Genomic DNA, 12,975 nt, shown 5'->3' with positions numbered 1-12,975 from the left:
TAATGGTGGAATTTATAGCGGGAAAAGTATGAAAGCTATGCGTTATTTCAGATATATAATAAGGAAAAAACTCGAAATAAAATATGGGAGTAGTTCATTTTTGTTTACATAATGTAATTGTTGTGAACTGTTGTCCTAAAATACAAGTCATATATCTTGTTTCCTCTCATAAATTTAAACATAGGAATTTGTCTACAAAGGTGGCGAAGCCTCATCATGAAAATTCGAATTTGTGCCACGTTCATGTTATTTCTATTTATATGTTTACCTTTTTCAGCTTTTGCAAAAGGAGAGGAGGCGAAGGAAAGGGTCGTTTCACTTGTATATGATGATTCGGGCAGCATGAGAAATAACGATCGTTGGAAGTATGCCAATTACGCCTTGCAAAGTTTAGTTGCGCTATTAGATGAGAAAGATAAATTTTCTTACGTTCCAATGAGTAAGCCAGATAATCCGTTAAACATTTCGTTAACAAAGGATCAAAGGCAAACGGAAATTGATGGGATCGGCGCGTGGAAAACATATTTAAATACTCCATTTAGCGCAGTAGAAACGGCGATGCAATCTATAAAGAAGGAAGCAGATATAGATGGGAAACGTGAATTTTGGCTTATTGTATTAACTGACGGGGCATTTAATGATTTGGAGAAAGATAAGGTTGGCGGAAAAGAACAAATTACACAGAAGTTAGCACAGTTTAAGAAAGAGATGGATTCTAAAAAGATCTCTTTGCACCCAGTCTTAATCACGATGGAAGAGGATTTAGGGCAGCAAGAAAAAGAGCAGTTAAATACGTTTAAAGAGATTTGGAAAAAAGAAATGAATGGAGTTGTCATGCCGTCTAGCGGTGAGGATGGTATTGTACAAAGTGTGAATCAAGTGGCAGCATTAGTTGCTAATCGTGATCCATTTTCTTCTGTTGAATCGATTGTTAAAACGAAAATAGTAGGGAAAAAAGTAGAGATTACAACACCGTTTCCATTAAAGCGTATGACGCTTGTACGACAATCACCTTCTTTGTCTAATTATAAAGTTATGCAACTTTCCAAACCGTTACAATTGCAGTCTTCTTTTTCTATACATGCACCAGGAGAAGCTAAATTATTCGGAAATATAGTGCATGTAAGTACAGCGAATCAGGAAGTGATTAAGCCAGGAACATATACGATAGAAGTGGATCAGGACATTGAGAAAGAGGGATTACAAGTACTTGTTGAACCAGCGCTTAACTATACTGTTTCTACGTATGACAAAGATGATAAAGATAGAAAAAATGTTGAGAAAATGTATGAAGGTGTGACAGCTGTTATTGAAGCGAAACCTACTGAATTACCAATTCAAATTTCTTATTTCGAAGCAGAAGTAGAAATAGACGGAAAGCAGTATCCGATGAAGTGGGATGATAAAAGACATGTGTTTTATTACGAGACAAAGGTTGGTAAAGAGTTAGTACGCGGGAAAGTCCATATGAATATAAAGGGATTTTATAGACAGACGAAAGAATTCAAGATTGAACCAGCTGAAAAACCAAAATTAACACTTCAAGCTGTTACGAAAGATTATGAAGAAAAGGTAACAAATTTAGAAAATAGTAAACCATTTATTTTACAGCCACAGTTAAATGGTAAACCGATGACAGAAGAGGCTGTAAAGAAACTATTAAAATCTACTGGTGTCACATCGAATCAATCGATCAACTATGAATTAAAACAGCATGGTAGTCAAGTTTATGTTTATCCTCGACCTTATTACTCCGACACATTCAATTTTACAGATACCGGCACCGTAGAGGCTACCATCACGATCAATGATTCAACATTACAAGAAGTAAAGGAAAAAATCGTACTGCACATTGAAAATGCGCCTTTTTTTGAGAAGTATGCGCTCGTTTTTAAATTTGTAATTCCTATCACTTTATTACTTTTAATAGTAGGAATTATTATTTTAGGATGGATTGTTCGTCCGAGATTTCATAGGAAAGCATTACTATATTACGAATGGGATCAAGAAGTAGCGAAAGATTGGCTTTATCAATCTGAACCAGAGTTACTTAAAAATAAATGGTGGAAGCACTATTTTGGCATTCCATTCCGAGCAGAAAGAAAGACTGTGCAATCTGTAACATTAATAGCGAAAAAAGGATCGAAATCTATATTTGTAGCAAAAGAATCGCAAGTGGTTGGGATGATTATTGATGGGATGTTTATAACAGAGGAAGAGGTAGGAATGGAGCATAAGACGTTGTATCCAAATGAACTTTTAGTAATTGATAGAGGATATGGTAAGGAGATTTACCGGTACGAATGTGAATAGTAGATAGGGTGTAAGAGGGGCGGAGGAGGCCCGGCTCTCTTTATTCTTCTTTTCAAACAAGCAAGAATAGGAAGGTGGTTCACATGACATTACAAGTTCCAACAATTTTAATTGGCTTAGGTGGAATCGGTAGTACTGTCACACATCAAATATATGAAAGATTACCTGAGGAGCGTCGTAAAAAGGTAGCGATGCATGTATTTGATACAGATGTGAATACATTGAGTAAATTTGATCATATTCGGAAGTTTAAGACGCAAACGAGCTCGAGTAAAACACCGAGAGAGTATATTGCGGGAGATCCAACGATTCCAGAGTGGTTCCCAATGGACCCGACTATACTTGATAAACCGTTAACGGAAGGAGCGGGACAGTTACGTGTCATTTCTCGTTTAGCGTTGCGTGCAGCGATGAAAGAAGATAAACTCACATCGTTTTGGCAAGAAATCGAGAAGATTTTTCCAGTTACAAGTGATCAGACGGAATATGGTGTACGTGTCATTATTGTAACATCACTAGCTGGCGGAACAGGCTCAGGGATGTTTTTACAAATCGCATTATATTTGCGTGAAATGCTCCGGAAAAAATTGCAGCATCACAACATTTTAATTCGCGGTGCGTTTTTAATGCCAGATGTTTTAGTTAAGACGAGAACGGTTAGTGCGAAAGAGTTTGAAACTGTGCAAGCGAATGGTTACGCATCGTTAAAAGAGTTGCACGCTATTACGCTCGGGTCGACTGGTGAATTATCAAAACGAGGCGGCGTAACGATTGAATTAGAATATCGTCCTGATCAAGTGGATGAAGATGGAAGAACAAATCATACGATAAAGCAGCATCATTTACCGTACAATTATTGTTTCTTATATGATTATGAAAATTTACATGGGCACCATTTGCACAATTTATCGGATTATATGGAGCAAATGGCAAATACGATTTATTTACAGTTATTCAGTCCAATGTCTGCAAATCATTTTGCGCAAGAAGATAATCAAATTCAGCAATTGGCAGAATCGAGTGGGAAAGGGAGATATTGCGGAGCAGGAACGGCGAAGCTCATTTATCCGTATGAGCACGTTTTGAAATACTGTGCTTTAAAATGGGCGGTGCAAGGTTTAGATGAATCTTGGCTTCATTTAGATCAACTGTTTCAAGAGAAGAAGCAAAGATATGATCAAGATGTAAAGCGCGGTATGCAGCGTGAAAAGCCAGAGCGCGGGAAAAGTTATTTAGAAGATTTAGAGCATCTTGCTACTCGTCCAGAACAGGCCCATATTTTTTATAGACAAATGTTCAATGAGACGCGCGAAGGGGCAGAGGGCGGTAAGGTCGGTGTTGCAAAATCAAAATTGTTTTTAGATGCTGTCGAAAGCTACGTACACCGTACAGTGCAAAAAGATGAAGAATTAAACCGCCTGCAGCATGAGTGTAAAATATCGGCTGCGAAACTGAAAATGATGGAACAAATGAAAGGTGAAGTAGCGAGAGTTGATCATGCGGTTCGTTTATATGCTTATGCGATTCCGAGCCGTGTACATGAGCATGTGACTACACTTTTATATGACATGGTCGAATCAGACCGCTTTATACCGAGTGGCTCAGAAGGACAGTCTTATCAATTAAATACATGGTTTTTAAAGAAAACGGATCCGGTTCATCCTGTCGCAGCACGTTTTATGCTGTATGAAATTCGTAAGCAGTTAGTAGAGAAGATGAATCGACTGCATGAAAATAATGAACAAAAGCGTAATTTAATTCAAAACTACGATAAGAAATTTAATGTGAGTAATATTGATGGAACGGTAACGGCTGTTCGCCGCGTTGAAATTGCTCAGCAACAAGGCTGGGTCGGGAAAATGTTTTATAATCAGCAACGTTTGTTCAAAAAAGAATTTGAAGATATCGTAACGCAATATGTCCACAAATTAAGTGAGTATCGTAAAGAAATGTTATTAGAACTCGTGTATCAATCGCTATACCAAGCAGTTGATAAAATGATCCAATATTGGGAAAGATTCTTTGATAATTTACACGAAACACGTGAAAATTTATTGTTTGAAATCCAAAAGCGAAGCAAGGAATTTGAGGGGAAAACGAACCCGACGAATGTATACGTATTAGCTGAAGAGAAATTGCAAGAAAAGATTTGGCAAGATATGCAGCAACATTTAAATTTAGGTGTATTACCGAAAGATATATCGGCTGAAATTTATATGAGCTTGTACGGGGAATATTGTCGTGATGCGAAAGCCGAAGAAATTCAGTCGAAAAAGGTGGAAGACTTCTATCGTGAACATATATTGAGTTATTGTTATGACGAACTTCAAGTGCGCTATCGTGACAAACTAGAGCTTAATATCGTTGAAGCATTGCGAAAAGAAGCAGATTTCAAGAAACGTGATCGTGATGAATACGTTCGTGAAAAAATTGAAGATCTTTTCCATTTAGCAAGTCCGTTCGTTCCGAAAGTTTCTCATCATAGAGAGTTACAATATTGGGGCGTACATCCTTCTTTAAAACAAGAATTGCAAGAAGAGTTATTGCAAGAAATGTTTAAAGAAAAAGATACGGTAAACGAGGCGTTTTCACCATTTGAAGTGATTTGTTATCGTGCTCATTACGGATTATCGCTACAAGATTTTCCTAAGCTTTCATCTGGACATATTGCGAATGGTTTTATGAACGATAAAGGTGATTATTTTCAATCGTATTATCGCCGCGTGAACAAATTAAATAGTAAAAAATCTAGTTTGACGCCGCATTTAGATAAATATTGGCACTTACCAGCCTTTATGCCAGACTTGAATGCAACGCAAACGAAGTTAGATTACGATAAATGTAATCGTGCTCTTCTATACGCGTATATGTATCGCTGGATTAGCTTAGTTGCTGTTGATGGGCAATTCGTGTATCAATATAACGGTGTCGGCCGTAGCTTTTTAATCCAGTCGATGGGGAAAAATATTTCAAGCGAAAGTTATAAGTTGCACAGAGCATTGCTTCATAATCCGTTTATTTATGAAAATATCTTGTCCAGGTTTGAAGAAGAGCAAGAAAAGGCAATGATACAAGGTGGACATTTATATACACATGCATTTGTATTAGGTGCTCAAGATATTAGATGGCTTCGTAAAGAGCATGTCCATAATATTTTAGATATGATTTTAATGTATGATCGTGAGGCAAAATATGACCCGACGTTAGAAGAAACATCTGACGATTTGTTAAGGCTATTCCTTGATGAAATTGAGTTGTATTTCCAAAACTATTACGGAACAGGTGCAGATATGGTTGCAAAGAAAGAGAAAGAGATGTTTATGAAACAATTGTGGGATCGTTCGTATGCGAAAGGGTATGTGGATCCAAATAGTGCGCCTTATAAAAAATGGCAAAATGTATTACATGTTCCCGATGAAGAAGAAGTGCCAAAAACGAATGTATAATGAGTGAAAAGGGAATCCTTAAGAATGGCAATACAACTTTAGAAATGAGGGATTCCGATGCCGTTTTTAGGAAGTGTATATCAAATATTTGGATTATATCCAGAAATTTATCATGCGATGATTTCAGCAGAGCTGCAAGAAGAAGCTCAAAAGGAACATATCGATAATAATAGTACAGAAATTGAAGCGGAAGAATAAAGCGCAGATGAACATCTGCGCTTTTTTTATTGTCTTAGGTGAAAATACTGTTTGCAATTTGTAGGGAAGTTAATCGGTCTAACAAGATAAGATGAATAATTATTTCTATATAACGAATCGACTGGTTTTATCTTGTTTGTATATGGGGATTTCATTGAGTCTGATGTATAAAAATGAATTCCAAAATAATATAAAATGTATTGAAATGGGAATTAACAGTGTTTTCAAGTGGTATCGTATATTTTGGAATACTATTTTATTTATAATTATTCGATGTGGGTGAATTAATTATATTGTTGACAATATAATTAATCGTGTGATAAATTCAATCAATCTTCTAAAAATACGCTTGTTAACAAGCGTATTTTTAGAAGATTGATTTTTCTGATTTTTGGGCATGTAATTTGTGGAGTTTATATAGGGAGTGAAAGTAAAGTATGAATATTATTAATGTGTAATAGCAACAGTAATAAAGATTGTAATGAGTAAGGGATAATTTTGAAAAAGAGGTTTCTACGAATGAGTTTATTTATAAAGAAAGCAATGAATGAAGAAAAGAAAAACGTGTTACAGCAAACTTTAGGAGCAATTGATTTAACGCTTTTAGGAATTGGAGCAATTATTGGTACAGGCATTTTCGTATTAACAGGTATTGTAGCAGCGAAACATGCTGGTCCAGCAATTGTATTATCTTTCATGTTAGCTGCAATTGTATGTGCTTGTGTAGCTTTTTGTTATGCTGAATTTGCATCTACAGTCCCGGTCTCAGGAAGTGTGTATTCGTATACGTATATGACATTAGGTGAGATTTTTGCTTTTATAGTTGGCTGGTGTGTTATGTTAGAGTACTTATTAGCTACTTCTGCGGTGGCGGCGGGATGGTCAGCCTATTTTCAGTCATTGCTACTAGGGTTTAATATTCATATTCCGGCAATCGTTGCTTCTGCACCAGGGATGGGGAATGGCGGGATTATCGACTTGCCAGCGGTTATTATTATTTTAGTTGTTACATTTTTACTAAGTCGTGGTGTGAAAGAAAGTGCACGTATAAATAATATAATGGTTATTATCAAACTGGCTGTTATTTTAGTATTTATTATTGTAGGAGCAAACTATGTAAAGCCAGAGAATTGGCAGCCGTTTCTTCCTTTTGGATACCATGGTGTTATTGGAGGAGCTGCTACTGTATTTTTTGCCTTTTTAGGTTTCGATGCAGTTGCAACAGCAGCAGAGGAAGTGAAACGCCCACAACGTAACGTTCCAATTGGATTACTTGTCTCTTTATGCATTTGTACAATTCTTTATGTTGGTGTTTCATTCGTGTTAACTGGAATGGTTCCATTTACGGATCTGAATGTAGCTGATCCAGTAGCATATGCACTGCGTATTGTAGGAGAGGATAGAATTGCTGGTCTATTATCAGTTGGAGCGATAGCTGGTTTAACAACAGTTCTGTTAGTTGCTATGTTCGCATTTGTTCGAGTATCATACTCGATGAGCCGAGATGGATTGTTACCAAAAAGATTTTCGAGTGTTCATAAACGTTATCAAACACCATTTTTTAATACATGGATTACGGGTATTCTTGCGGCTGTATTAGCAGGTTTATTGGACTTGAATTTGTTGGCAAATTTAGTGAATGTGGGAACGATAACAGCTTTCATATTTGTATCTATAGCTGTAATTGTATTAAGGAAGACACATCCTAATTTGAAAAGACCGTTCCGTGCTCCGTTAGTTCCATTCTTACCTATACTTGCGATAGTAAGTTGTTTATATTTAGCATTAAATCTTTCTAAAACCACTTTAATCAGTTTTGCAATTTGGGTTATTGTAGGTATTTTTATCTATTTTATATACGCGAAAAAACATAGTAAGATTAGAAATAGAGTATAAGGTATTACAATGATGGCTGTAGGTTAAAAAGTTTTATTTTTTTCCTATAGCCATTTTTATTTGTGCGCACCTTGTTTTCGTGTTAACATAAAGCGAATTTTTTAAGGGAGAGAAAGAGATGAAATGGATTTATTTTATTATTATCAACGTTATAGCATTTAGTATGATGGGGCTTGATAAGCGAAAAGCAAAGAAAAAGCAGTGGAGAACGCCAGAAAGTACGTTGTTTTTATCAGCTGCAGCTGGAGGAGCGGTTGGAGCTTGGATTGGTATGTATATGTTTCATCATAAGACACATAAAAGTAAATTTGTCTTCGGTATTCCGGCGTTCGTTATTATAACAGTAGGAGTGTTTTTATACATATAACGGATTTGCAAGAGGAATGTCGAAAGAAATGCAGATTGAATATTGGTAAAGTAAGTATGTGAGACCTTATAATGAAGAAAAAAAGAGAAGAGGAGAACAGGGAAGATGGGGAGTCAAACAGCAGAGCAAAAGCAGGGGATTATATATGCGGCGGGTGCGTATACGATGTGGGGAGTTCTTCCGATTTATTGGAAATGGGTGGAGGAAGTACCGGCGGATGAAATATTAGCACACCGCATCGTTTGGGCATTTGTTTTTATGTTGTTAGTTTTAGGAGTAACGAAGAGGTTTCGTCAGTTTGGTGGGGAGTTAGTGACCCTTTTTAAACGACCTAAATTATTAATGTCATTAACAATTGCTTCGGTACTTATTAGTGGAAACTGGTTTGTATACATATGGGCCGTAAATCATAACCATGTAATCGAAGCAAGTCTTGGGTATTATATTAATCCACTTATAAGTATTTTACTTGGTACAGTTGTTTTAAAAGAGAAGCTTAATTTTTGGCAATATGTTGCGGTTGGTTTAGCTGGATTAGGCGTTGTTATTTTAACGATACGTTTCGGATCAATTCCATGGGTTTCTCTTTCACTTGCTTTTTCATTTGGATTATATGGATTAACGAAAAAATTATTAAATTACGACGCAACAATTGGGCTTACGATGGAAACGATGTTAGTGACGCCATTTGCACTTATATATTTGTTTATGACAGGAGTTCATGGCTTTGGTTCGTTCGGTTCTATTTCGGCAATATCAACGTTTCTTTTAATAGGGGCGGGTATTGTTACAGCGTTACCACTCTTTTATTTTGCTAAAGGAGCACAACTTATTCCGCTCTATATGATAGGATTTTTACAATACATCGCGCCGACTATTAGTTTAATTTTAGGTGTGTTCGTTTTTGGTGAACATTTCACATCTACTCATATGATTGCGTTTTTCTGTATATGGATTGCTTTATTTGTCTTTTCAATGGCGAAAACAAAGTTTCTACTACAGAAACAACCAAAATTTATTAAAAATAAATCAGCAAAAGTATCATAATGCGTAGTATTTTCTACGCATTTTTCTTTATACTTATATTATATAGAAATTCCATTATAGTCAGTGAGGAGCTGAAAAACATGGAAACAATTTTACATAATGACCCACTTATAGCAGCTGTAATTTCTTGGTTTTTAGCACAGTTAACGAAAGTCGTTTTTAAATTAATAAAAACAGGCGAGTTTGATTTTGCTAAGTTCTTTGCTTCAGGTGGAATGCCAAGTTCGCATGCGTCGACTGTTACTGCACTTGCTACAGGTGTCGGAGTGGTGGAAGGTGTGGAGAGTCCAATATTTGCGGTTGCCGCTATTTTTGCCATTATTGTTATGTACGATGCTTCAGGAGTAAGGCTTGCGGTTAGTAAGCAAGCGAAAATATTGAATGATTTTTTTCATGGTAGACAAACAGAATATAAAAAGTTAAATGAGCTCGTTGGACATACACCCTATCAAGTTGTTGTTGGTGCACTATTAGGAATTGTTGTCGGGGTTGGGTATTGTTTGTAAGCAGAATGTGTGTAATACACGTTCTGCTTTTCTTTGTTTTCATACATATTTAGCTAAGTTTTCGAATATCGTATACGGACTTAGAAAGGGTGGGTGAGCGGTGTGCTACTATATGACAAAGTGCGTGAGGAGATAGAGCGGAGAACGACTGCACTTCAAACGATGCAAAGGCAAGACGGAACGTGGTCATTTTGTTTTGAAGGAGCTTTACTAACGGATTGTCATATGATTTTTTTACTCAAATTATTAGGGCGAAATGACGAAATAGAACCGTTTGTGAAAAGGTTAGCATCTCTTCAAACAAATGAAGGGACTTGGAAATTATATGAAGATGAAAGGGGAGGGAATTTATCCGCCACGATTCAAGCATATGCTGCTTTACTTGCTTCGGAAAAATATTCGAAAGAAGATATGAATATGAGGCGAGCTGAAATGTTTATTAAGGAACACGGGGGAGTTTCTCGTGCTCATTTTATGACGAAATTTTTATTAGCGATTCATGGAGAATATGAATTTCCTGCGCTTTTTCACTTTCCAACGCCAATCTTATTTTTACAAGATGACTCCCCCCTCAGTATATTTGGGCTAAGCAGCTCAGCGCGTATACATTTAATTCCGATGATGATTTGTATGAATAAGAGATTCCGTGTAGAGAAAAAGTTATTGCCAAATTTAAATCATATTGTAGGCGGGGGTGGGCAATGGTTTCGAGAGGAGCGGTCTCCGCTGTTTCAATCGTTTTTAGGTGATGTGAAAAAGGTAATATCTTATCCATTATCGTTACATCATAAAGGATACGAAGAAGTAGAGCGCTTTATGAAGGAGCGTATAGATGAAAATGGAACTTTGTATAGTTATGCGAGTGCTACGTTTTATATGATTTATGCTTTGCTTGCATTAGGGCACTCTATTCAGTCTCCAATTATTGAGAAAGCTGTGACAGGATTAAAATCTTATATATGGAAGATGGACAGAGGAAGTCATTTGCAAAATTCTCCTTCTACCGTATGGGATACCGCTTTACTTAGCTATTCATTGCAAGAAGCTAAAGTTACAAATGAAAATAAGATGATTCAAAGGGCGACAGAGTATTTATTGCAAAAACAACAAACTAAAAAGGTAGATTGGAGCGTACATGCATCATCACTTGTAGCTGGCGGTTGGGGATTTTCAGATGTTAATACGACGATCCCTGATATAGACGATACTACAGCTGTCCTTAGAGCGTTAGCGCGAAGTAGAGGGAATGATAGAGTAGATAAGGCTTGGGGAAGAGGCGTGGAATGGGTAAAAGGATTGCAAAACAATGATGGAGGCTGGGGAGCTTTTGAACGAGGGGTAACGAGCAAGTTACTATCGAATTTGCCGATTGAAAATGCGAGTGATATGATAACCGATCCGTCCACACCAGATATTACAGGTAGGGTGTTAGAATTATTCGGAACGTATGCACCGAATGAATTGCCTGAAGAGCAAAAAAAGAAAGCTATCAAATGGTTAATGGATGTACAGGAACAGAATGGATCATGGTATGGAAAATGGGGGATATGTTATATATACGGGACATGGGCAACGATGACAGGCTTACGTGCAGTAGAAGTGCCTTCTACTCATCCATCGTTGAAAAAAGCAGCTTCATGGCTCGAGCATTTGCAGCATGAAGACGGAGGGTGGGGAGAATCCTGTCAAAGTAGTGTAGAGAAAAAAATTATTTCTTTACCCTTTAGCACGCCGTCACAAACAGCGTGGGCACTTGATGCACTTATTTCTTACTACGATCAAGAAACACCGATTATTCGAAAAGGAATTTCATATTTGCTCGCGCAGTCTACTATGAATGAAAAATATCCTACTGGTACAGGGTTACCGGGTGGCTTTTATATTCGCTACCATAGTTATGGGCATATATATCCGTTACTTGCTTTAGCGCACTACGTAAAGAAATATAGAAAATAAACCGAGAGATACTCTCGGTTTATTTTGATGGGTAGTAGGTCCCTGTTGAAAAGAATAAGGAACGTTGTAGTGCCTTATTTTTCTGTTGATTGGCGTTTTTGACGTGCATCAGCGGCATTTGCACGTGCGTTTGCTTCTAAGTCATTGTGGTCAGCGAGTTCGCGAGCGAACTCAACATCAATGCCATCGGCAGCTTTGTTTCGATTTACATTCTTTTTTTTCATTCGACACAATCTCCTTGTGTTTTATCCCGCATAAACGGGTAGTAAAACTCCCACCTCAAAATTCAGATGGAACAAAAAAGCTAGGTGGGAGATTAACTGCCCGTAAATGCCCGATTGGTGAGGGCTGATTAAAGTTTCACTTTATGCGACGTTGCAAAGTTAGTTTGACACAAATAGACTTTTTTATACAAAGAGGATTTGGAAAGCAGAGAGCCGAAATATACAATATAACTAATAGAAATGGGGGATAGGGATGGACTTGTTGAATGGGAAAACAGCTGTTGTAACGGGTGCTGCGCAGGGGATTGGAAAAGAAATCGCACGAGTTTTTGCAAAACTAGGGGCTAAAGTATTAATTAGTGATGTAAATGAAGAGAAGCTACAAGAAACGACACGTGAATTATCAGATGAAGGGTATAATGTGAGCTTATATCGATGTGATGTGAGTAATCAAAATGAAGCGAAGTCGTTAATTGAATATGCGGTGCAAAAATTTGGTACATTACATATTTTAGTGAATAACGCTGGGATTACAAAAGATGCAATGTTACATAAGATGGAGAAGTCTGCTTGGGAACAAGTATTACAAGTGAACTTAACTGGCGTTTTTTATTGTATGCAGCCAGCACTTCTTTATATGAGACAACAACAGTATGGACGGATTATTAATATTTCTTCTATTAGTAGGGAAGGAAATATTGGACAAGCAAATTATGCGGCTACAAAAGCAGGGGTTGTAGGCTTAACAAAAACAGCAGCGAAAGAGGTTGGAAGTTTTGGTATTACGTGTAATGCGATTTGTCCAGGATTTATGGATACTGATATGACAAAAACAATACCGGATAAAGTAAAAGAGAAAATGGTTGGAGCGATTCCAGTTGGAAGAATCGGAACACCGGAAGATATTGCAAACGCAGCTGCCTTTTTAGCATCAGAGTATGCGTCTTACATTACAGGAGAGGTATTAAATGTGAGCGGTGGGTTGCAAGTGTAAATGAATACATAATGAAAAGAACCTGACC

Annotated in this window: 10 protein-coding genes; 9 read left to right on the top strand and 1 reads right to left on the bottom strand. The window is 37.1% G+C overall.

The genetic code is table 11. From position 1 onward, the window contains the following. Positions 1-216: 216 nt before the first annotated feature. The 8 genes from MHB76_RS16750 to MHB76_RS16715 all read left to right on the top strand — a co-directional run bounded on the left by MHB76_RS16750 (position 217) and on the right by MHB76_RS16715 (position 11,729). Entirely contained in the window at positions 217-2,313 is a 2,097-nt protein-coding gene (locus tag MHB76_RS16750) for a vWA domain-containing protein (RefSeq protein ID WP_078174158.1), read from the top strand. 83 nt (positions 2,314-2,396) lie between these two features. Beyond that, positions 2,397-5,759 (top strand): tubulin-like doman-containing protein, encoded by a 3,363-nt coding sequence (locus MHB76_RS16745; protein ID WP_078174157.1) that lies wholly within the window; start codon positions 2,397-2,399, stop codon positions 5,757-5,759. Between the two features lie 57 nt (positions 5,760-5,816). Beyond that, positions 5,817-5,957, top strand: a complete 141-nt coding sequence (locus MHB76_RS16740) for a phosphonate ABC transporter permease (protein WP_002111095.1) — start codon at positions 5,817-5,819, stop codon at positions 5,955-5,957. A gap of 519 nt (positions 5,958-6,476) precedes the next feature. Then, positions 6,477-7,853 (top strand): APC family permease, encoded by a 1,377-nt coding sequence (locus MHB76_RS16735; RefSeq protein WP_016105811.1) that lies wholly within the window; start codon positions 6,477-6,479, stop codon positions 7,851-7,853. A 118-nt stretch (positions 7,854-7,971) separates the two neighbouring features. Beyond that, complete coding sequence (locus tag MHB76_RS16730; protein ID WP_078174156.1) at positions 7,972-8,220, top strand: DUF1294 domain-containing protein; 249 nt, start codon at positions 7,972-7,974, stop codon at positions 8,218-8,220. A gap of 105 nt (positions 8,221-8,325) precedes the next feature. Continuing rightward, positions 8,326-9,267, top strand: coding sequence for an EamA family transporter RarD (gene rarD, locus MHB76_RS16725; RefSeq protein ID WP_078174155.1), 942 nt, complete (start codon positions 8,326-8,328; stop codon positions 9,265-9,267). 80 nt (positions 9,268-9,347) lie between these two features. Beyond that, entirely contained in the window at positions 9,348-9,773 is a 426-nt protein-coding gene (locus tag MHB76_RS16720) for a divergent PAP2 family protein (protein WP_002111092.1), read from the top strand. A 102-nt stretch (positions 9,774-9,875) separates the two neighbouring features. Next, positions 9,876-11,729 (top strand): terpene cyclase/mutase family protein, encoded by a 1,854-nt coding sequence (locus MHB76_RS16715; protein ID WP_002160955.1) that lies wholly within the window; start codon positions 9,876-9,878, stop codon positions 11,727-11,729. A 74-nt stretch (positions 11,730-11,803) separates the two neighbouring features. Here the strand turns inward: MHB76_RS16715 and MHB76_RS16710 are convergent, their stop codons facing one another. After that, positions 11,804-11,953 carry a YfhD family protein gene (locus tag MHB76_RS16710; RefSeq protein WP_002066466.1) on the bottom strand — a complete coding sequence of 50 codons (150 nt, stop codon included), beginning with the start codon at positions 11,951-11,953 and terminating at the stop codon, positions 11,804-11,806. 253 nt (positions 11,954-12,206) lie between these two features. On the opposite strand from MHB76_RS16710, the gene fabG reads away from it, so the two are divergent. Continuing rightward, the gene (gene fabG, locus MHB76_RS16705) at positions 12,207-12,947 is read left to right on the top strand and encodes a 3-oxoacyl-ACP reductase FabG (RefSeq protein ID WP_078174153.1); all 741 of its coding nucleotides are present in this window, start codon (positions 12,207-12,209) and stop codon (positions 12,945-12,947) included. The last annotated feature ends 28 nt before the right edge of the window (positions 12,948-12,975 follow it).

The organism is Bacillus sp. FSL M7-1345 (assembly GCF_038006985.1).
GTDB classification, from domain to species: Bacteria; Bacillota; Bacilli; order Bacillales; family Bacillaceae_G; genus Bacillus_A; species Bacillus_A cereus_U.
The sequence above is the reverse complement of the archived record's forward strand: the minus strand, read 5'-3'. Positions and strand labels throughout refer to the sequence as shown.

Coding starts and splice junctions, on each gene's coding strand:
- MHB76_RS16710 (WP_002066466.1), bottom strand. CDS start 11,953: ATGAAAAAAAAGAATGTAAATCGAAACAAAGCTGCCGATGGCATTGAT.
- MHB76_RS16740 (WP_002111095.1), top strand. CDS start 5,817: ATGCCGTTTTTAGGAAGTGTATATCAAATATTTGGATTATATCCAGAA.
- MHB76_RS16720 (WP_002111092.1), top strand. CDS start 9,348: ATGGAAACAATTTTACATAATGACCCACTTATAGCAGCTGTAATTTCT.
- MHB76_RS16745 (WP_078174157.1), top strand. CDS start 2,397: ATGACATTACAAGTTCCAACAATTTTAATTGGCTTAGGTGGAATCGGT.
- MHB76_RS16750 (WP_078174158.1), top strand. CDS start 217: ATGAAAATTCGAATTTGTGCCACGTTCATGTTATTTCTATTTATATGT.
- rarD (WP_078174155.1), top strand. CDS start 8,326: ATGGGGAGTCAAACAGCAGAGCAAAAGCAGGGGATTATATATGCGGCG.
- MHB76_RS16735 (WP_016105811.1), top strand. CDS start 6,477: ATGAGTTTATTTATAAAGAAAGCAATGAATGAAGAAAAGAAAAACGTG.
- MHB76_RS16730 (WP_078174156.1), top strand. CDS start 7,972: ATGAAATGGATTTATTTTATTATTATCAACGTTATAGCATTTAGTATG.
- fabG (WP_078174153.1), top strand. CDS start 12,207: ATGGACTTGTTGAATGGGAAAACAGCTGTTGTAACGGGTGCTGCGCAG.